23 protein-coding genes and 1 other RNA gene are annotated in these 20,385 nt (G+C 50.7%); 6 read left to right on the forward strand and 18 right to left on the reverse strand.

The features are described from left to right. Window positions 1-77 precede the first annotated feature (77 nt). Both rfbD and Pla110_RS04635 read left to right on the forward strand, forming a co-directional pair. Window positions 78-953: a dTDP-4-dehydrorhamnose reductase gene (gene rfbD / locus Pla110_RS04630; protein ID WP_144993713.1), complete on the forward strand. Its 876-nt coding sequence runs from the start codon at window positions 78-80 to the stop codon at window positions 951-953. Window positions 954-1,200: 247 nt separating this feature from the next. Then, entirely contained in the window at window positions 1,201-1,779 is a 579-nt protein-coding gene (locus Pla110_RS04635; RefSeq protein WP_144993715.1) for a P-loop NTPase family protein, read from the forward strand. Window positions 1,780-2,424: 645 nt separating this feature from the next. Here Pla110_RS04635 and Pla110_RS04640 read toward each other — a convergent pair. The 8 genes from Pla110_RS04640 to Pla110_RS23075 form a co-directional block, all read right to left on the reverse strand. Next, a complete protein-coding gene (locus tag Pla110_RS04640; RefSeq protein WP_144993717.1) occupies window positions 2,425-3,051 on the reverse strand; it encodes a hypothetical protein in 627 nt (208 codons plus the stop codon). Window positions 3,052-3,482: 431 nt separating this feature from the next. Beyond that, window positions 3,483-3,674 (reverse strand): hypothetical protein, encoded by a 192-nt coding sequence (locus Pla110_RS04645; RefSeq protein ID WP_144993719.1) that lies wholly within the window; start codon window positions 3,672-3,674, stop codon window positions 3,483-3,485. 116 nt (window positions 3,675-3,790) lie between these two features. Beyond that, window positions 3,791-4,165 (reverse strand): hypothetical protein, encoded by a 375-nt coding sequence (locus Pla110_RS04650; protein WP_144993721.1) that lies wholly within the window; start codon window positions 4,163-4,165, stop codon window positions 3,791-3,793. Window positions 4,166-4,177: 12 nt separating this feature from the next. Next, on the reverse strand, window positions 4,178-4,378 hold the full coding sequence (locus tag Pla110_RS04655; protein WP_144993723.1) for a hypothetical protein: 201 nt from the start codon (window positions 4,376-4,378) through the stop codon (window positions 4,178-4,180). Window positions 4,379-4,509: 131 nt separating this feature from the next. Then, entirely contained in the window at window positions 4,510-4,824 is a 315-nt protein-coding gene (locus tag Pla110_RS04660; RefSeq protein WP_231742915.1) for a polymorphic toxin-type HINT domain-containing protein, read from the reverse strand. Between the two features lie 202 nt (window positions 4,825-5,026). Further along, complete coding sequence (locus Pla110_RS04665; RefSeq protein WP_144993727.1) at window positions 5,027-5,452, reverse strand: hypothetical protein; 426 nt, start codon at window positions 5,450-5,452, stop codon at window positions 5,027-5,029. A 12-nt stretch (window positions 5,453-5,464) separates the two neighbouring features. Next, on the reverse strand, window positions 5,465-5,761 hold the full coding sequence (locus tag Pla110_RS22525; protein ID WP_197440714.1) for a hypothetical protein: 297 nt from the start codon (window positions 5,759-5,761) through the stop codon (window positions 5,465-5,467). Beyond that, the gene (locus Pla110_RS23075; protein WP_144993729.1) at window positions 5,649-5,954 is read right to left on the reverse strand and encodes a hypothetical protein; all 306 of its coding nucleotides are present in this window, start codon (window positions 5,952-5,954) and stop codon (window positions 5,649-5,651) included. Before Pla110_RS23075 ends, Pla110_RS22525 begins: the two co-directional genes overlap by 113 nt. A 174-nt stretch (window positions 5,955-6,128) precedes the next feature. Here Pla110_RS23075 and Pla110_RS04675 point away from each other — a divergent pair, with 174 nt between their 5' ends. The 3 genes from Pla110_RS04675 (at window position 6,129) to Pla110_RS04685 (ending at window position 9,029) form a co-directional block, all read left to right on the forward strand. Further along, on the forward strand, window positions 6,129-7,508 hold the full coding sequence (locus Pla110_RS04675) for an MATE family efflux transporter (protein WP_144993731.1): 1,380 nt from the start codon (window positions 6,129-6,131) through the stop codon (window positions 7,506-7,508). A 158-nt stretch (window positions 7,509-7,666) separates the two neighbouring features. Beyond that, window positions 7,667-7,762: signal recognition particle sRNA small type (gene ffs, locus Pla110_RS04680), an RNA gene on the forward strand. A 253-nt stretch (window positions 7,763-8,015) separates the two neighbouring features. Beyond that, a complete protein-coding gene (locus Pla110_RS04685) occupies window positions 8,016-9,029 on the forward strand; it encodes a uracil-DNA glycosylase (RefSeq protein WP_231742916.1) in 1,014 nt (337 codons plus the stop codon). On the opposite strand, the gene Pla110_RS04690 is transcribed toward Pla110_RS04685, so the two are convergent. Further along, complete coding sequence (locus Pla110_RS04690; RefSeq protein WP_144993733.1) at window positions 8,992-9,612, reverse strand: CBS domain-containing protein; 621 nt, start codon at window positions 9,610-9,612, stop codon at window positions 8,992-8,994. The two genes, Pla110_RS04685 and Pla110_RS04690, sit on opposite strands and share 38 nt — an antisense overlap. 499 nt (window positions 9,613-10,111) lie before the next feature. On the opposite strand from Pla110_RS04690, the gene Pla110_RS04695 reads away from it, so the two are divergent. Further along, window positions 10,112-10,909, forward strand: coding sequence for a lysophospholipid acyltransferase family protein (locus tag Pla110_RS04695; protein ID WP_144993735.1), 798 nt, complete (start codon window positions 10,112-10,114; stop codon window positions 10,907-10,909). Between the two features lie 47 nt (window positions 10,910-10,956). On the opposite strand, the gene Pla110_RS04700 is transcribed toward Pla110_RS04695, so the two are convergent. The 9 genes from Pla110_RS04700 to groL (Pla110_RS04740) all read right to left on the reverse strand — a co-directional run bounded on the left by Pla110_RS04700 (window position 10,957) and on the right by groL (Pla110_RS04740) (window position 20,372). Then, window positions 10,957-11,973 (reverse strand): potassium channel family protein, encoded by a 1,017-nt coding sequence (locus Pla110_RS04700; protein WP_144993737.1) that lies wholly within the window; start codon window positions 11,971-11,973, stop codon window positions 10,957-10,959. 78 nt (window positions 11,974-12,051) lie between these two features. Continuing rightward, the gene (hpnE, locus tag Pla110_RS04705; protein ID WP_197440506.1) at window positions 12,052-13,497 is read right to left on the reverse strand and encodes a hydroxysqualene dehydroxylase HpnE; all 1,446 of its coding nucleotides are present in this window, start codon (window positions 13,495-13,497) and stop codon (window positions 12,052-12,054) included. 63 nt (window positions 13,498-13,560) lie between these two features. Then, a complete protein-coding gene (locus Pla110_RS23080) occupies window positions 13,561-13,776 on the reverse strand; it encodes a DNA gyrase inhibitor YacG (RefSeq protein WP_144993741.1) in 216 nt (71 codons plus the stop codon). A gap of 201 nt (window positions 13,777-13,977) precedes the next feature. Next, complete coding sequence (locus Pla110_RS04715) at window positions 13,978-14,265, reverse strand: FmdB family zinc ribbon protein (protein WP_144993742.1); 288 nt, start codon at window positions 14,263-14,265, stop codon at window positions 13,978-13,980. A gap of 72 nt (window positions 14,266-14,337) precedes the next feature. Further along, window positions 14,338-14,907, reverse strand: coding sequence for a nucleotide exchange factor GrpE (gene grpE, locus Pla110_RS04720; RefSeq protein ID WP_144993744.1), 570 nt, complete (start codon window positions 14,905-14,907; stop codon window positions 14,338-14,340). 126 nt (window positions 14,908-15,033) lie between these two features. Continuing rightward, window positions 15,034-16,194: a molecular chaperone DnaJ gene (dnaJ, locus tag Pla110_RS04725; protein WP_144993746.1), complete on the reverse strand. Its 1,161-nt coding sequence runs from the start codon at window positions 16,192-16,194 to the stop codon at window positions 15,034-15,036. A 310-nt stretch (window positions 16,195-16,504) separates the two neighbouring features. Next, complete coding sequence (gene groL / locus Pla110_RS04730; RefSeq protein WP_144993748.1) at window positions 16,505-18,115, reverse strand: chaperonin GroEL; 1,611 nt, start codon at window positions 18,113-18,115, stop codon at window positions 16,505-16,507. A 110-nt stretch (window positions 18,116-18,225) separates the two neighbouring features. Further along, window positions 18,226-18,513, reverse strand: coding sequence for a co-chaperone GroES (groES, locus tag Pla110_RS04735; RefSeq protein ID WP_144993750.1), 288 nt, complete (start codon window positions 18,511-18,513; stop codon window positions 18,226-18,228). A gap of 158 nt (window positions 18,514-18,671) precedes the next feature. Beyond that, on the reverse strand, window positions 18,672-20,372 hold the full coding sequence (gene groL, locus Pla110_RS04740) for a chaperonin GroEL (protein ID WP_144993752.1): 1,701 nt from the start codon (window positions 20,370-20,372) through the stop codon (window positions 18,672-18,674). Window positions 20,373-20,385: the final 13 nt, after the last annotated feature.

Raw genomic sequence — 20,385 nt, forward strand, 5'->3', positions numbered from 1 at the left:
GAAGTAGGACGCAGGAACTTGACCGCACAGGTTGATCAGCAGCGGCTGATTAATATACAGAGAAAAAGGAATCACCGATGCGAATTCTAATTCTGGGAGCCAATGGGCAACTGGGAACCGCCTGCAGTCAGGTTTTCAAAGAACATACACTCACCCAGTGGACCCGCGAAGATCTCGATCTGGTGAAGCTGCCCGATATTGAAACCAAACTGGCAGAAGCAGAACCGGAACTGATCATCAACTGCGCCGCTCATAACCAGGTCGACAAAGCAGAGCACGAACCCGGCTTGGCGTACGTCGTCAACGCGCTGGGACCCCGCCGGGTCGCGTTCTATTGTCAGACACACCACATCCCTCTGGTGCATGTCAGTACCGACTATGTTTTCGGCATGGACGGAGACCACTCGACCCCTTTCACGGAAGAGGACAAACCAGGTCCGCTCTCCGCCTATGCCACCAGTAAATTGGCGGGCGAATATTTCGTGCGGAATGAATGTGACCAGCACTTTGTGATTCGCACCTGCGGCCTGTTCGGGCCCACCCGCTTGGAAGGGAAAGGGAACTTCGTCGAAACGATGCTCGAACTGGCGGCAGATCAAAAGGCACTCACCGTCGTCAACGACCAGCACTGCACCCCAACCTACGCCTTCGATCTCGCCGTGGCCATCAGCAAGTTAATCGAGACCGAAGCCTACGGCCTTTATCACGCAACGAACCATGGCGCCACCACCTGGTACGATTTCGCGCTGGAGATTTTCAAATGTGCGAACATCGACATCGAAGTGAAACCGATCACCTCCGCACAATTCTCACGCCCAGCCAAGCGTCCCGGTTACAGTCTGCTCGATTGTTCCAAGCTGAAATCAGTCATCGGCACAAATTTACCCGACTGGCAACAAGGCCTGCTGGACTACCTCGATCTTCGCGCACAACACGCTCCCAGCGAACCCTGAAATAGAGTGGTCCAGACAAAACATAAACGGCAGGTCCAGATAAAAAAACAGGTGGTCCAGACAATCGCGCCAGCGTTGTCTGGATCGCACGGCGACACTAAGCGTGGCAGATCCATTCAATACAAAACGCTCTCCTGCCCAATTCCCATGGGGGCACCATCATCACTTAAGTGTGCCTTCGGCACCCAGACAACTCTTCGAGATTGTCTGGGTCACCCTTGATCTCTTTTAAATCGATACCTCGCTCATGTCTTCTACCATCTCCTGTCTCGAAGACCTGATTGATCTGCTTCAAGCGGAGAACACTCCGGTGCGAATTCTCATCGTGGGAGCAACAGGGAGTGGTAAATCGACGCTGGGAGAACTCCTGTCGGAAAATCTAGAGGTGTTGTATCGCTCGCTGGACGAACTTCATTGGAACCCCAATTGGGATCCCAAACCGGAAGCGGAATTCATCGCCAATCTACAGGAAGTCATCGATCAGGATGAATGGATTGTCGATGGCAATTACAATCAGGTGCAGCATCTCATCATCCCGAAGACAACCTGTATTATCTGGCTGAACTATTCATTCTGGACGACGTTCCGGCAGTTGCTGAAACGGACCTGTCACCGCAGTTGGACGAAGGGATTATTATACGGTGGAAACCAGGAATCGTTTTCCAAAGCCTTCTTTACGCGCGACTCAATCCTCCTCTGGCTTTGCACGTCCTATCCCAAGATCCAACGCCGTTACCGGCCTCTCTTTGCCGACCCAGAATTACAATCGCCAAAGCTGATGTTCGAATTAAACCATCCCGCCCAGGCACGAAGTCGGAAGTCATGACGATTCACACCATTGAGGCTATGGGTTAAGAACATTTTGCAACGGTAGACAAGGTGACCAGTTGCTATTGGTGGTAGAGTTTGGGCGGCGTTCACTGATGATGAAGAAATATTAAGAGCAGATGATATTTCCAGCGGGCTTCGGGAGGGCGCAAGCTCTTCAGCCCACTGATACTCCGTCCGACTTTCCATCGATTCTTACGTGAAAACTGGTCCTGTTCGCTCAACTTCGTTGTCTTTCCATTCCGTCGTTTACGAAACAGGGAGATCAATCGCACGCCGTGATGTCGCAGGCATTGCCTCAAGCACATCGAATCGACCACTTTATATAGTGGGAACTTTGGAGTTCGTCTCCATGTCTGTTGACTCGATTAAGCTTCCTTGGCAGATGCGTTAGCTTTAATCGTTTTTGTAAGTGCTCCGATGTTTAGAGGACTTTAATAATGTCTCGATACATTGTGTTGAGGTAAGCTTTTGAAATCAGGATCAAGAACAGTTGCGACTACGTGTAATCTTAGGACTTTTGAAATGTGAGTTCGGTTCGAGGTATTTCCTGGAAATCGGAGTCGAAAGAGACGTGATTTCGAGAAGGGTATTCTTGTTCTTAGACTTGCTCACAACAACGACATTTAGCGCAAAACTACCTCTAATCACCACAGATATCACTCACGATATATCTTATTTCTTCATTTTTGGAGTCAGCAAATAGTACAACTGCGTTTGAGACTTCTTTGTTATCACATTGCAGAATAGCAATACACTTTAAGCAATCTATTGTATAGTTATCCAAATCATCCAGGTCACTGTTGGAGATATGTTCAAGTAGGTTCTTCATCACTATGCAGCAACTGTTACAATCTGGGATAACTCCTCCGCTTAGAATATACGAAAGATACCCAGAACAAATACGTTCGTAATCTGAATGATATGCCCAAGCAAGACCACATCTTTCTATAGCTTCGTTCCACAAAGTTAAGGCAGAGATATCCTCTTTAGAAATTAGATTATTACGTTGCAACATGCCTTTGGGAGCGAGTGCGATGAGTCGTACTCTTTTCGAAATATCCCATATTGCAGTAATCAGATCACGCACTAGTACACCTTCAAGACCAGCAACGGGAGGAAGTGACAATATTGCTTCAACATACTTCTGAAATAAATTATGTTTTACGACACCATCAAAAGGCCTCAGGGATGATAGAATCGTTTCTTCATCGAAGTGAGGATCAATATCCCTCAGGATATACTCTATAGCCTCTTCATGACTCAGCATTATTAGTATTCTTATTATGGGATAATATTAATGATGGCTTCAGGGGTAATTCCGTTTGCAATAAGGACTTCCCTTGCACGCGTCGCATTCAACACATCTTGTGACCTTCCGTGTCTTGTTACATTTTGAATGATCTTTTTAAATCTACAAGCGTACTTTTAGTAGATTTAAGTTTTCGACATCAATTACTGCAATACCAGCGCTTCCGTGAAAACGCTCTATAGATTTCAGATCTGTCGAAGCGGACATGAACTTTGTATCTGATCTCTGAACATGATTAATGATGGTTCCCCTGTCTCCTTTGGGGGAGAGATGTTTGCCAGATCGGATTGAATCTAAGTCATCGTGACTAAGTGCTCGATCAAGCTTGTCATTGCAAGCATTGTGCACCAGTGCTCCGCCAATATCCCCTTAATTAATATCTTCTCCATTTATTCTATGTTGTAAACAATATGCCGACCGGGGCGTAGGCGGATTTGTTCAACTATCGAAACGCCAGTTAACGTCCGCACCTTCTCGTTGACGTTCAGTTCATCTGCCCGAACGAACTGCTGTCGGTCTTCGGACCAGAAGGGGTGATTCGGGGTGGAACCGAGAGCGACTGGTTCGGAAGCAATTTTCACATTCTTCAGCAACGATGTGCCTTGGAATTACTCTTTTCAACGTCGGCTGAGTTTTTTTACGGTATGTCGTTTTGACTTCTCAGTAGATTTCAGAATCACTCCTTTTCGTGATGAAGTCACATTCTCATGATCAAGTTGCCAAAGTCATTCTGTGGTGTGCTTTGGGTGTAATTAGCAAGACACGATTCGTAGATACTCAGATTGTTTTCGTAAATATTACACCAAGTCGCAATTACGAAATAATCTCTACCCGCTGATGTAATTTTAAACACACGTCCCGTATTCGAAAAAATATAGTTTTCATATCCTGATGTATCTTCCGTTTGAACTGTCATACCTCTAATAATTGTTGGAATGTGGATGAATTCGACAGCTTTAAAGTAGATATCGATATTCGTATCAATCCCAGGTCCCTGAGGGCTTCTGATCAGCATTCGCGAATGGCTGACGTCTGATTCCCACAGACGGAACGTTCGATCTGAAGTAAACATGAAAATAATCTCCTAATCAAACGGATTACCTACTTCAATACCGTTGAGGATCCCCCTCACTTGATTCCACAGATCTCGATTCTGGTAGATCTGCAATAATTCCCAATCAGTTGCTCTTCCACGACCACTGGTAGCTCTTGATAATCCATCCCATACATCGACGCCATCTAGGTTGAATAATACTTCTGTTTCAGGGTCGTGCAACGCACGCATTACAGCATCTTTCCAGTCATCATCTCGTACATTCTCTGCAATATGTTTGTAAGTCAGTGAATTATTTCGAGTTGCAAAATCATCTAGACGTTCGCCGATTCCAAGCCTGACACGTCTGGTTATACCTTCGCCTAATGGCCCTCCAAGACACGGTTTCGCATATGCACTAAGACCCCGCCGGTGCCCACATGATAAACATGTTCTCCCTTAACTTCTATGTTGTAAACAATATGTCGACCGGGGCGAAGGCGGATTTGTTCGACTATCGAAAAGCCGGTTAACGTCCGCACCTTCTCGTTGACGTTCAGTTCATCCGCCCGAACGAACTGCTGTCGGTCCTCGGACCAGAAGGGGTGGTTGGGAGTTGCACCGATTGATGCTGCTTCGGAAGCGATTTTGACGTCCAGCACTTCTTTGCCGGAGTGTCGGAACGTCGCGGTGACCACGCGACCGGGACTTGACGGGATCTTCGGACAAGCTTCAATGTTTAAGACTTCGGCGTCTGCGTCAATTCCCAGTTCCGGGATGAAGAGCGGGATCGTTTTACCAGTCTCGGCTTCCTGATGAGCAAGCCATTGAGTCGGTCTTAGCAGTCTACGAGTTATCCTCCTGGATTGACTTTGGCGACAGCAGACAACCTTTTAACACTCATTCTTCATTACTGTTACTTACAATCGCCCCACACATCGACAGAACCAACAAGCTAACCCTCATTGATGCTTCCCACTCATTTTGAGTAAGCTGGGGATAAACTTGCTGAATACCATCAGGGATATTCATGTTTTCAAGTTCGTACAGAATATCTACCAATGCAATCCCAGAGTTCTTCAATTTTATATCATACCAAGTACATCCAGAAGACTCAGAGTCAGGATGGTCCTTATTTAAATAAGGACCATACTCGATCTGAAGGGATGCATTAATGTTATCTTCCGTATGTGACCCAATGAGCAGCAACGCTTCCCGGATTTTATTACTATGGATTTCGGATACAGATCTAGTATTAGCAGCGTTGACAGCATTCAGAAAAGCCTCTACTAGTCGCTGACAATTATCGAAGTCTACTTCACTCATTTTATTTACTCATCAAGGTGAAACATTAATATGAATAGTTCGATCATTAAACTGACCAATAATATCTTCGGGGATCGCATATACTCCGCCATTATTATGGCTTGGTATCGCGTCTCTATCTGAAATCTTTTTCAACCAGTCTTCCGTACCTGATTCTACTTTTATCTCAAATTTGTGACTGTATTGCTTTCGTTTGTCAAGCTTGCCTGATCTTATCATCCACTCCAAGCCTTTTGGGTCCCCTATGCCCTGGCCTTTGTTGTAATGTTCCTGTTGATCGTATCTGGTCAGCCTCTGCTTTGCTTCCATAACGCACCAATGTCTCTGAACACTTCTGCGCATTATGCACCAACACCCCGCCCGCACCCACATGATAAGCATGTTCTCCCTTAACTTCTATGTTGTAAACAATATGCCGACCGGGTCTTAGGCGGATTTGTTCGACAATGGACACGCCGGTTAATGTCCGCACCCGTTCATTGAGATTCAACTCATCCAACATTGCAGGAAAACGGGATGTTGAGCGAAGTCACCGGCCCGTAACAGGTTGACTTCTCAGGGGAGTAAGGGGGTGCGTAAAATGACTGCGAACTTATGTTCGTCGTCTGAGTCCTCATTCAGGACGTCCTTCCCCATTCGAGTCTGTACCGACTCCGCCAGATAAAGCCCCCGGAATATGAGTGCCCCCGTTGTGATCGAAGAGGAGAAGTTGGTAACCGCTCCCTTGCGGTCGACATTATTCTACCTCTCGTTGCCTGTTCTGTTTGAGCAACTGCTCAACTTCGGCGTTGGCTTTGTGGATACCTGGCTTTCCGGACAGCTTAGTGCTGCGGCGACTTCCGCCATTGGGTTCGGTTCCTATGTCGGTTGGCTCGCCTGGATGCTGTTCAGCATTGTGTCCGTGGGAACGACCGCCCTTGTCTCGCGTGCGTGGGGAGCCCGGAAGCAGGAAGAGGCACGAGAGATTACGAACAGTGCACTCGCCCTGTCGCTTGTCTCCGGTGTGATCATCGGAGTGGTCATCATCTTGATCGCCCGACCTATCAGTATGGCTCTCAATCATTCACCCGAAGCGCTGGAAGCAACCGTCAACTACATCCGGGGGATCGCGCTCTGTTTCCCGGCGTTCTGTTTTATCACGGTGAGCAGTGCTGCGCTCCGCGGTGCGGGGTTCATGCAGACGCCCATGTGGGTCATGGTGATCGTAAATATCTTGAATGTCATTTTCTCTCCCAGTCTCGTATTTGGCTGGGGCCCGTTTCCTGCCTTGGGAATCAACGGCATCATTATCGGGACTGTCCTTGCGGAATATTTCGGGGCGCTGTTCATGTTCCTTATATTCTGGAAGGGAAGGGGAACACTGCAACTTCGGTTTTCTGAATGGCAGGTGATGGGTGACATCCCGCGACGGATCGTCCGCATTGGTCTCCCTGCTGTCTGGGATGGTATTTTCACCTGGGTTGGGCAGTATATTTTCCTGTTTATCATCTCCCAACTGGCGATGGGCGATATTGGCACGGCCATTTTTGCCGCGCATATCATTGGAGTGAAGCTGGAAGGCATCAGCTACCTGACGGCAACTGCCTGGGGACAGGCAGCCGCCACGATGGTGGGGCAATCGCTGGGTGCGGACAAAATTGAAAGAGCGCGTCAGGCAGGTCATGAGGCCGCATTGCAATGCTGTTTGCCTGTACTCATGACGTCGTTCCTGTTTTACCTCGGTTCGGAAGAAATCTACCAATGGATGCATGAGGATCCTCTCGTCGTGCAGGCAGGGGCGGGAGCGTTTAAGGTCCTCGCCTGGTTCCAGATTCCGCTGGTGACCTCGATCATCTATGTCTGTGCGCTCCGCGGGGCGGGGGAGACCCGTCGCCCCTTCTGGATCAATATGCTGGGCATCTTCGGTGTGCGCATTCCGCTCGCCTGGCTACTGGGTATTTACTACGACGGCGGGTTGATTGGCGCCTGGATCGGAATGTGCGTCGATACCGCCTTCCGTGCCCTGTTGATCTGGGCCTACTACGTCTGGGGACCGTGGGACCGAACAGAGGTCTGAGACGGCATTTGCAGCGATTTGCTCTTTGCTAAATCGTTAAGATCGACCGAATTAAGATCTTCTTAAGGAGAGGAGGGAAGGGACCCTTGATTCTGGTTGAGCGAACGCCATAATGAGAGTCCGAAAGCCGATCCTCGGCGACGTGCGGGGAACGGAACGCTATTCCCAATGGCGGTGGGCCGGTGTGAACCGGGTCAGGACGTAATTGTAGCAGCCCTAAGCATTTGAGTTCAGGTGCTTGCGGGAATAGCGTTCCCTTCCCCTTTTCTATGCGCGGTGTCAGCTGGCGGATCTATCGATCTTCAGAAGTGAAGACGCTTCCGGGCGGAAGACTAATTCCCGCCTGTCGAAATCATATCCGCTTGTGGAAACAAATTCCCCGGTTCGATATGATGGGCCTGCGGCGGCGTGCCAGCACCCGACCAACCAGCTCCCGATAAACTGGCTCTCAGTATACGAGAGAGGGCGGGAGCACTGTCCCTTTCATCTCTTCCTGCAAGCCAGCTGATGTCTTCTTCGGAAACTCCCACACCACCATCTTCTTCAATGAGTGAATCGGATCTCCTCTCGGAGGAAATCGTGGTCTCGCCAGACATGGTGAGACAGGTCCTGGAAGACTGGCAACGGGCGGGCATTCACAAGCTGCCCCTCTTTCTGCATCCACCGCAAAAGACAACTGCGCCCCAGCGAACGGCCTCGCCTCGGCAGGGAGTTTCTCCACAGAGTGTGCCTTCTCAAGGTGTACCTCCACAGAAGTCGATACAGGCTGCCCCTCCTTCTCAAGCGAGCACTCGACCGGTTACACCAATGGATTCCGGACAATTGGAACTCTTACGCGAACAGGCCCAGCGGAATGTACCTGCTTCGGCGACCGCTTCTCCATCCTCTGCACCTCCCACCCCGGTGAGAACTTTGCCCATGATTGACGGAAAAAAATTAAGTCGAAAAAAACGCGAAGAACATTTGGAAAAGCTCTCTTGCGTTGTGGGAGGTTGTACCCGGTGCCCGGAACTGGCGGAGACGCGTACCCAGACTGTGTTTGGTGTGGGCAACCCCGAAGCCAGAATTATGTTCGTGGGAGAAGCTCCCGGAGCGGACGAAGATAAACAGGGCGAACCCTTCGTCGGTCGAGCAGGGCAGTTACTCAACAAAATTCTGGAAGCCAGCCAGCTGAAACGCGAAGAGATTTATATCTGTAACATTCTTCGCTGTCGTCCACCGGGTAACCGAAATCCTACGGCAACCGAAGCGGCGAATTGCCGTGAGTATCTGGATGGTCAGATCGCACTGGTTGACCCGGAATATATTATCTGTTTGGGAACCGTCGCTGCCCAGAACCTGCTTTCCAACAAAATTCCTATCGGTCGCATGCGGAAGAAGTTCCACGAATTCGAGGGACGCAAAGTGATGTGTACGTATCACCCGTCCTATCTCTTGAGAAACCCGTCTGCCAAGAAAGATGTCTGGGAAGACATGCAGATGTTTATGGCCGATCTCGGAATAGATCTTCCGGAGCATTAAGCGACGAGATCATTCCCTGAGGCCGACTTTGGAGATGCGGCGCGGGAATGACTTTTTCGAGGGTGGGCCGTGGCTGTTCGCCAGCCATCGGCATGGAGAGCGTTTGCTCGCTCTTGAATTGATCTTGTTTCATATCAGACTCGCATTGTTTTTCCAGATTCGATTCGTCTTCCAGCTCCTGGAGCGACGTCAATGTGCATGAGGGATCCAGGGCCAGCATTATCTGCAGAACGGCATTTCGTTTGAGTTCGCCTACCAGAAAACCTTCGTGCAGGACCGGGACAACATTACCGTGACCTTCCCGAAAAAGGGGAATCACGGTTGAAATGTCGGCCGTCGCCGCGATCGTCGTAACCGATCGCGAAATCAATCGGGCGATTTGTTCGTCCCAGCCGAGTCCCGAAAGTCTGGCTTTGATCAAGGCGTAGTCTGTCAGAAGGCCCAGGAATTCCTGTTCTTCGGAGATAATGTATATCTGCGAAAGTTCCTCACTCAAAAACAGACGGGCAGCGTCCATCAGGCATTGGTTTTCCTGAAGCCGCTCGACATCCGAATTCATCAGGTCGCCTGCGGTTATTCGCACGGCATACCTCCAGCGTGTAAAAAATCTGGTAATCCAAAACTGGGTGATTGATGAAACATACGTGGCCCGTCATCAATAAAGACGAAAGATCTCTAATATAGAAATCGTCCAGTCAAGGAATCATTTCGCATAAGGAGTTTCCTCATTGTGTATTTCCTGCGTGGGCCTCGTCTGTTCTTCCGGTTATCCCACTGATGCCTGTCCTGTCTACTTTCAGTATTAGTACCAATGTGCATTTACTGGCTTTTATGGCGAGGGAAAAGTACCGCAGGAATTTACTGATTACAGCAACCTTTACCGATGGGCTAAGCGCTCTCTGGAGTGATCAGAAAGGTGCTGGCTGAAATTGCAGCGAGTGTGTGGAGGGGCAGGGGACACATCCATCTTCCGGCCCAACCCGTTCCCGTTGTATAATCGCTATACTTCCTCTACCCTGAGCATCCCTGAAACGTTTTTAACCTCTTCTAACCGTCGCAATCCTTATCAGGCGAACTCCCTTATGTTCCAGGCCGGCTTCTTCGACCAAATCAGAGCCACTATAGAGTCTCAACCTTACTTCGGACTCTATCTACTGCTGGCTTATCTTGTGCTGATCTTCGGCTGGCTGGCCACCAAGGTATTAAAGTCCGACCACACGATATCCGGGTGGGCCCTATTCTTAATGGTACACCTGTATGTCCCGATGGTCTGGCGGGTGCGCATTAACAAACGGTGTCCTTATCCGGCTGATGGTCCCGGATTGATCATCGCCAATCACCGAAGCCCAGTGGATCCGTTTCTCGTCTGCGTCTGGAACCATCTCGGAGTTTATCCCCGGACTTTTCGACTCGTCAGCTTTTTAATGGCACAGGAGTATTACACTATTCCTGTTGTCTCCTGGGTCAGTCGGACCATGGAATGCGTCCCCATCGCGCGGTCAGGTCGCGACATGCAGGGAGTGAAAGACTGTCTGTCACTGCTCAAGAAGGGGCACCTGGTGGGAGTCTTCCCTGAAGGGCGATTGAATACGGGCGATGGAGTGATGCCATTCGGAACCGGAATTGCCTGGCTGGCGTTAAGAGCAAAAGTGCCGATTTATCCGGTCTACATTCACGATACCCCCGTGAGTAGTAGTTCGATGGTGGAACCTTTTATTAAGCGAACCCGCTCTCGGTTAGTCTACGGCGACCCGATCGATTTGAGTCCGTTCTATGCGGACAGCAAGAAGAAGGAGACGATCGAGGAAGTCACGGAGTTGTTGCACACTCGCCTGGCCGAATTGGAATATCCCCGGCCAGAACCTTCGTTGCCATTCTAATCAACCTGGAGCTCGCGAAGTATTTGAGGCTGGAGATCGCGACGATGTTACGCGTCTTTGATGGGGTTGCCGGTGATTTCACTCACTGCCTGTGAGTTTCCAAACACGAACAGGCAATCTCCGATCCTGATTTCGGCATCGCCCGGAGGCGGCATTAACCGTTCACCATCAGCGCGACGAATCCCGACGACCATCGCTCCCTTTTCACGCAAGTCGGCCTGATTCAATTGTAATCCGACATAGGGACTTTCCTCTTCGATATGGACATCGGCCAGTTCGAATTCCATTCCCCCCGTGTCCGCGATTTCCAGGAAGTCTTCCACGCGCGGATTCAGCATGAAGCGAGCCATCTTCTGGGCTCCGGAACTGAAGGGACTCACCACACGTGTGGCGCCCGCTCTTTCCAGTTTCAATACCGCTTTGTCATTGCTCGCCCGGGCTGTGATCTGCAGATCGGACATGAGCATCCGTGCGGACAGAACGACGTAGACATTGTCGGCATCCGTCGGCAAGACCGAGGCTAGCCCTCGTGCCCGCTGAATGCCGGCCTTGAGAAGTATCTCGTCGTCAGTCGCATCGCCAGCCAGGAAGGCCCAGTTATGGGTATGACATATGTCGTCCAGTAGTTCCTGATTAGAGTCGAGAATGACAAACTGCTGATCTCGCAATTCCATCTGTTTGGCAATCGTCGTACCCATACGTCCACAACCACAGATGATGAAATGGTTGTGCATCTCTGCGATTCGCTTTTCCATCCGTCTCTGCTCCCGATAGGCCCGGAACTGGGCGCTTACCACCCATTGACCAAGTTGAAAGGCGCTGAAGGAGAAAACTCCCAGGCCGCCAATGAGGTAGAAGATGACAAACAGCTTACCCGTGTTGCTGAAGTTGTCAGGTTGCTGATATCCAAGAGTGGTGACCGTGATCACCGCGTAATAAACGCTGTCGAACCAGCCGACATCAGTCGTCAAATGAAATCCAAGCGCCCCAAGAAAAGTTAAACCAACCAGCAATACCAGGATCGTCACAATCTGCCGCAGCATTTGTGAAGAGTCATTTGCCATGTCTCTCTCCTGGATGGAATGGGCCTGGATGGAATCGGGATGTGGAGTGGAACTGCTTGGGCTTCAAAGAGGTGGTGTTCAACCGCGTATTAAGCCTAAGTGGTTGATGAAGCCGGACCTGGGTAGATCAGGTTGCAGGATTCTGGCAGGTATGCCCCAGACTTGCAATAGCTTCTCTGCCGCCAGATAGCCACTTCTGACAGCACCTTCCATCGTGGCAGGCCAGCCCGTTTCGGTCCAGTCACCCGCGAGCAACAAATTCTCATACTCCGTCACTTGATCAGGCCGGTCCGACTCCGCATCTGGCGGTATCGAGAACACAGCATGATGTTCCCGGACGACTCGCGAATGAACTAACTGCGCCTGCATCATGGATTCGGGCCAGACGGAGGCGATTTCCTTTAAGACGTGCTGGACGATTTCATCTTGAGACCACGAAGAGAGCTCCCGGCTTTGACTGATCACTATCTGGTAATAATGTCGTTCCGGGTTTTCAATGTTTTGAATCGCCGATCGGTTGAAAATCCACTGCGAAACACGTCCCAGCAGCACAGCGTGGGTCTCGTCACTCAGCGAGCGATTAAACCAGAGATGCACCGAGGAAATCGGTGCCGATTCCAATTGCTCTGCCTGTTGAATAAAGCGGGGCGGCGGTTCAACTGTAGGGAAGAGTTTCGGGATGGCTGTCCACGGAGTGGCTAAAACATAAGCGTCTGCCGAAACCTGCTCTTCATTAGCCATGACGACATTCTTAATGCTGTTTCCTTGGGTGGTCAGCTCTTTAATTCGAGACTGCAGGTGCAATGTGACGCCCTGTTCCTGCAAGTGGGTCTGCAATGTCTCTCCATAAAGTTCATGAAGCGGAACGGTCGGGAGACTGACTTTCCAGGCGTCGCGATGAGAGAGAAACCCTTGGACAAAAACCTGACGCGCGGCAGAATACGGAATTCGATCGAGTGATTCGCTGAGGGCACTTACCAGAATCACATGCCAGAAGTCACGCAGGACCCGGTCCGATTGTTGCTGCTGATTCAACCAGTCCTCAAAACAGAGATCGCTGGTCGGAGTGGACATTAACTGCCGCATCGCCAGAGCAATCTGGCCCCGTTCGCGCCAGCGGAAATGACGCATCCGCAGGAAGCTACCCGTTAAATGAAACGGAGCGGGCCAGGGACCGTTCTTCAGTTCGCTTCGGCGTCCCTGTTGGTCAACGAAGTGCAAGGTCTCCAACCTGCGAAAGTGAGATCCGATGCCAGCCTGTTTGCAGAAGTGGAAGAAGTTCGTGCAGCATCCCATGGCGACGTGCTGACAATTATCAATCTGTTCGCCCGTGGTTTGATCGATGAAGGAACTCGCTCGGCCACCAAGACGGGGACGGGCTTCGTAAAGATCGACTTGCATTCCTTTGGCAGAAAGCGACTGAGCCGCAGCCAGCCCCGCCAGCCCGCCACCGAATATGGCAACCTTACGGGGAAGTGAGGTGTCGCTAGTAGGGACCGGAGGGTGAGCCTCTTGCTGGTTCATCGTCCTGTCCTTTGTGTCAGGCATTTGTTATGCGCCATTCTTGATTGTGGCGCCAACCGCCCGTTACTCCTCGAGTAGGTCCTCAAGTTCTTCCGGCGATAAGTGTTCTATCAGCTTGTCCTGCGTCAGCGGTTCCACGATAGCATATTCCCCGTTGCACCAACGCATGAAATCGACGTTCTGACACCGTTTGGAGCAGAACGGAAAATGAGTAGTCTCACCAGACTCAGGCGGCTGAACAGCAACTTTGCAGATAGGGCAGGGGGCCGATTTAACCATGATTATTCTCCTTCTCTCTTGGTACAACAAGCATGGCAGGTTTCCACGGTGAGGCTTGCTCGGGAAGGGGCTTTAGGAGAGTTTAGCTTCCACAGGATTTATTTTGCCACAGATTTCATTTTACTACTGTGGTTGTGCGGAACCACAGGCCCCTAGCTCATATCCAAATGCCAACCTGAAAGTGGGGCGTAAACGAAGGAATCAATCGGACGACGATCCAGAATTGCTCTTACTTTCTTTGCTTTTGCTTTCAGAACTCGAGGAACTCGAACTACTGTCGGCGGCGGCAGCCTTTTTGTAGGAAGAACTTCGGTAGTCGGTTTGATAAAAACCACTTCCTTTAAAGATGATCCCGGCGCCGGGGCCGATCTGTCGCACGGCTTTCAGCTTACCGCATTCCGGACATTTCCGGATCGGTTTAGCTTTGATCGAATGAAAGGCTTCCCACTCGTGCTCACAGGCACCACACTTGTAGTCATAAGTCGGCATTCAAGTACAACTCACCAAAAAGAACAGGAACAGGGTAAACAGACTCTATTTCAGAACCCGAGGTCTCGCCGCCTATTCAGCGCTGGCGGGACCACTGGAGACCAGCACTTTGCTGGGACGCACGACCCGGTCATTTAAGACATAACCGGTTTCGGCTTCAGCGATCACATGCATGGCCGGAATGTCTTCACTGGGCATATTTTGAATGGCCTCGTGAAAGTTTGGATCGAAAGGTTTCCCCACCGCTTCAATTTTCTTGAGACCATGTTGAGTAAACGTGTTTTCGAACTGATTCAGGACCATTTCCAGTCCCTGCAAAAGATCGGTGACATTACCCGAGCTTTCACCCGCAGTGATGGCGCGCTGCAAGTTGTCCAGGCCGGGCAGCAAGTCTCGTGCGAGCGATAGCGACTGATATTTCCGCTGATCGTCCAGCTCGGTTCGAGTACGCCGTCGGACATTGTCCAGCTCTGCACGCGTGCGCATCAGTTGATCGAAATTCTGATCGCGTTCTTCTGTGACTTGCGCCAGCTGCTCTTCGATAGAACCGGCAGCGTCGTCAGAAGAAGCGGCGTTTGCATCAGCAGATGTTTCGTCGGCAGCCATTTCGTCTTCCGGAAAAGGAACGGTGTTTTCGGTCATCGTTAGGAACTCAATACTCTAAATAAACGCTGGATAGGTCTGATCCCGGTTATCTGACACTAGTCTGACTCAGAGCGTGTTCAAACACTGGGTTGAGGTAATTATTTGATTGGTCGCGAGACTTAATTATTCGTCTGAGGTGGTGAAAGAGGCAAAGTAATCTTTCACCGATGCAAAAAATGTCTTGCGGTGAGGCGAGACGTGCTTGTTTTCCAGTTCCGCCAGTTCGCGTAACAGCTCTTCCTGACGTTCAGTCAGCTTCTGTGGGACTTCCACCTGTACCTCCACCACAATGTCGCCTGAGCGACGTCCGTGGACATCGGGCATTCCCATCCCTTTCAGGCGGAATTGCTCGTTCGGTTGAGTAGCAGCCGGAATTGTAAGCGTATGAGCACCGGATAAAGTCGGAACTTCCAAATCACTGCCCAAGGTTGCCTGGGTGTAGGTGATTGGGATTCGGCAGAACAAGTCTTTGTCGTGTCGTTCGAATATACGATGCGGTTTGAGGTGAATATCGACGTACAAGTCGCCGGCAGGTCCCCCGTTTTTACCCGCTTCTCCCTCGCCCCGCAAGCAGAGCTGCATCCCGTCATCAATTCCGGCGGGAACATTAAGTTCCAACTTATCTGTTTGGGATGTGTGACCGCTTCCGTGACAGGTATTACACTTGTCCCGGATGGTCTGGCCTACACCGCGACAGGCAGGACAGGTCGTCTGCACACGAAAGAAACCTTGAGACTGGACAACCTTCCCGTGGCCACCGCAGTAGTCACATGTCTCCGGTGAGCTGCCTGGTTCGGCACCTGAACCGTGACAGGTTTTACATTCGACATTGCGATCGACATCCAAAGTCCGTGTACAGCCGGCGGCTGCTTCATGCAGATCGATTTTGATAGAAGTCCGCAGACTGGAACCTTTCCGGGGGCGAGCGCCTCCACCTCCGCGACGACCTCCACCTGCACCAGCAAAGCCAAATCCATCGAACAGGTCTCCGAAGGCGTCGAAGATGTCACTGACATCCTGGAAACCAGCGCCTGCACCACCTCCGCCGCCGAGCCCAGAGAGCCCGGCGTGACCATAACGGTCGTACCGACTTCGTTTGTTTTCGTCGCTAAGGACTTCGTACGCTTCGGATGCCGTTTTAAATCGCTCAATCGCTTCTTCGTCTCCCGGGTTGCGGTCGGGATGATTGGCGATGGCCATCTTTTTGTACGCCTTCTTTATTTGCTCAGGCGTGGCATCACGAGAGACACTTAAGAATTCGTAAAATTCAATTTTTGTAGACATGAGCTGGTTACAGTTTCGTAGAGTTTCGGCGAAGGGTTTCGAGCAGGCTCGACTTCGAGAAGAAACAGTGGCGAGCTGAACGAGTTCCTTCAATTAAACCTGATATCGCGAATCGTCGAGGATCAAGGACATCAACAGGAAGAAATCAATCAGATGATTTTAAAACCAATGTCGAAAAAAAGGCCACCGATTTACGGTGGCCTTAGTTGTCCCCTGGGAAGGAGTTCGTCAAAAACTCTCTTTCCTTCCCGCTATTTCTCGATGCTCTTCCAGTCTCTTGTCGATTCTGGAAGAGCGATGTATCCGCTGTTTAGTGGATACTACCTTCGACCGTATTTTTCTTATGATCGTCATCGGCACGCGTAACGAGCACTTGAGTGGTCAACATCAGTCCTGCGATAGAAGAGGCATTAACCAGAGCGTTTTTGACGACTTTTACAGGGTCAATCACGCCAGCCTTGTACATGTCTACATACTCGCCGGTGCGAGCGTTGTAACCAGTGTTAGTCGGCTTTTCGCTGACTTCATCGGCGATGACAGCTCCGTCAAGACCACAGTTTTCTGCGATTTGACGAATAGGAGCCTGTAGAGCACGAGTCAGAATCTGAATACCGATTTTCTCGTCCCCTTTGGCTTTTACTTTGCTGACGACTTCGACACAGCGAAGCAGGGCAGTTCCACCACCAGGCAGAATTCCTTCTTCCACAGCGGCGCGGGTCGCATGCAGAGCATCTTCCATACGGGCTTTGGTCTGTTTCATTTCTGCTTCAGTGGCAGCACCGACGGAAATGATGGCAACGCCGCCAGTCATTTTGGCGAGACGTTCCTGGTATTTCTCCCGGTCGTATTCGCTGTCCGTTTTTTCGATATGATTTCGAATCTGCTGAATTCGAGCGGTGATTTTGTCCTGCTCACCACCACCATCGACGATCGTGCAATTGTCTTTGGTCACTTCAACAGTTTTGGCTGAACCGAGATGTTCCAGTTCAACGGCTTCCAGTTTGATACCGAGATCTTCAGAGATCAATGTACCACCGGTCATGACGGCAATATCGCCGAGCATCGCTTTACGACGTTCGCCGAAGCCAGGAGCTTTGACAGCACAGATGTTGAGAATGCCACGAAGTTTGTTAACCACCAGGGCGGTCAGTGCTTCGGCTTCGACATCTTCTGCAATCACAAGCAGAGGTTTGCCAGTCTGGGCGGTTTTTTCCAACAACGGAACGAAGTCACGCAGGTTGGAGATTTTCTTTTCGAAGATCAGAATCAGACAATCTTCGAGGACGGCTTTCATATCGTTGGCGTCAGTAACGAAGTAAGGAGAGATGTATCCTTTTTCGAACTGAAGACCATCAGCCAGTTCCAAAGTCGTTTCGTTGCTTTTGCCTTCTTCGACAGTGATAACACCGTCGCGTCCAACTTGTTCCATGGCATCTGCAATCAGTTTGCCAATGGCGTCGTCGTTGTTGGCAGAGATGGCACCGACCTGGGCGATCTCTTCTTTAGAGCTGACAGGTTTAGCCAGTTCTTCCAGTTTGGCGACGGCAGCTTCTACAGCTTTGTCGATACCACGACGAACGACGGTCGGGTTGGCACCTAAAGAGATGCTTCGCAAACCTTCTTCGTAGATGGCTCGTGCCAGAACAGTCGCGGTGGTCGTTCCGTCACCGGCAATATCCGATGTTTTGGATGCGACTTCGTTGAGTAGTTTGGCGCCCATGTTTTCATAAGGGCATTCCAAATCGACTTCTTTACTTACGGTGACACCGTCTTTAGTGACGACGGGGTTACCGAAGCTTTTGTCGATGATCACATTGCGACCAGTCGGTCCCATCGTGACTGCAACAGCGTCGGCCAGAGTACTGACTCCGCGTTGCAGTTTGATGCGTGCCCGGTCTTCAAAAAGTAATTGCTTCGCCACGCTAACGTTCTCCTTGGAGATTATATCGGGTTACAGCGGAACGGTTGGAATAGAGTTCTGCTGTGAAATGTTTCGCTGTATCAAGTTTCGCAATCGGAATGAAAACCGAGTTACACAATTTTAGCCAGGATATCGGATTCGCGAAGAATCTTGACTTCTTCGCCATCGACTTCGATGTCCGATCCACCGTATTTGCCGAAGAGAACCTGGTCGCCTACTTCCAGTCCGATGGGGCAGCGTTCGCCGCTGTCCAACAGACGTCCGGGACCAAGAGCAACCACTTCGCCACGCTGAGATTTCTCTTTAGCGGCGTCTGGCAGGACGATTCCGCCCGCGGTTGTTTCTTCTGCTTCAATTTGTTTTACAACGATACGATCATCCAAAGGTTTCAACTGCATCTCTGGGACTCCAGTTTGATAATACAGCCCGCGTGGTCCATTTGAGGCTCAGCACAGGGGGCCATGATATATGGAAATTGTAAGTTAATTTAATTGTTTAACGATGTCTCTGTTTAGGAGACAGGAATTTCAGGCAGGACCTGAGGAAATAGCTCGGCTTACATCATGCCGGGCATGCCTCCCATGCCTCCCATGCCTCCCATTCCTGGCATGCCACCCATGCCGCCCATTCCACCCATGTCGTGGTGGTCGTCATGATGATGGTCGTCTGATTCTTCAACCGGCTCATCCACGATGATGGCTTCTGTTGTCATCAGTAAGGCAGCGACGGAAACGGCATTCTGCAGAGCAGTGCGAACCACTTTGGTTGGGTCGACAACACCGAACTCAAGCATGTCGCCATATTTGTCGTTCATGGCGTCGTAGCCGTAGTTTTTGTCTGAGTTCTTTTTAACCCGGTTTGCAACAACGGCACCGTCGAGTCCAGCATTGCTGGCGATGGTTCGCAGAGGCATTTCGAGAATGTTACGAACGAGGGCAACTCCGAGGTCCTGATCTCCACCGGGAGTCAGTTTGTCCAGAGCTTTCACTGAGCGAAGCAGAGCTGTTCCACCACCAGGGACGATGCCTTCTTCGATGGCAGCGCGGGTTGCGGCGAGAGCGTCGTCGACAAGGTCTTTTCGCTCTTTCATTTCTGTTTCCGTAGCGGCACCAACATTGATCTGAGCAACACCACCGGCTAGTTTGGCGAGGCGTTCCTGCAGTTTTTCACGGTCGTAGTCGCTGTCAGTTGAATCAATTTCACGACGAATCTGAGCTGCTCGGCCTTCGACGTCCCCTTTTTTGCCGGAGCCTTGAACGATGACGGTTGCATCAGAGCTGATGATGACTTTCTTGGCAGTACCAAGATCGCCAGGCTCGACGCCTTCCAGTTTCACGCCCAGGTCTTTGAAGATGGCCCGTCCGCCAGTAAGAACGGCGATGTCTTCGAGCATGGCTTTACGGCGATCACCGTAGCCAGGAGCTTTCACTGCAGCGACTTTGATGATGCCACGCATTTTGTTGACAACCAATGTCGCCAGAGCTTCGCCATCGATGTCTTCTGCGATGATCAGCAGGGGAGAGCCATCTTTGGAAATTGCTTCCAGAATCGGCACGAGTGGTTTGGCACTCGAGATTTTTTCTTCGTGAATCAGGATACGGCAGTTTTCGAGAACACATTCCTGAGAGTCTTCGTTAGTGACGAAGTGGGGAGACAGGAAACCGCGTTCAAACTGCATTCCTTCGACCAGTTCGACTTCGGTCGTCATAGAACGGCCTTCATCGACGGTGATTACGCCATCTTTGCCCACTTGCATCAGAGCGTCGGCGAGAATCTTGCCGATCTCCGGGTCGTTGTTGGCAGCGATCGTAGCAACCGTAGCGATTGCTTTTTTATCATTGGGTTTGACCGGTTCAGCCTGTTTTTTCAGGTGTTCCACTACCGCGTCGACCGCTTTTTGAGCTCCGCGGCTGAGTGACATGGGGTCAGCACCGGCGGCGATGTATTTCAGGCTTTCTTTGTACATTGCAGCAGCCAGGACGGTTGCCGTCGTGGTGCCGTCGCCAGCGGTGTCGTTGGTTTTGGAAGCAACTTCTTTAACGAGTTGCACCCCCATGTTTTCAAATGGGTCTTCCAGTTCGATGTCTTCCGCGACGGTGACACCGTCTTTAGTCACTTTAGGAGCGCCCCAACCTTTGTCCAGAACGGCGTTCCGACCACGGGGACCCAATGTACTACTAACCGCTTTTGCCAGTTTGGAAACACCATCCAGCAGTTTGCCTCGGGCGTCTTCATCAAATGTTAAGAGCTTTGCCACAGCTTCTCCTCGT

The organism is Polystyrenella longa, assembly GCF_007750395.1.
Lineage (GTDB): Bacteria > Planctomycetota > Planctomycetia > Planctomycetales > Planctomycetaceae > Polystyrenella > Polystyrenella longa.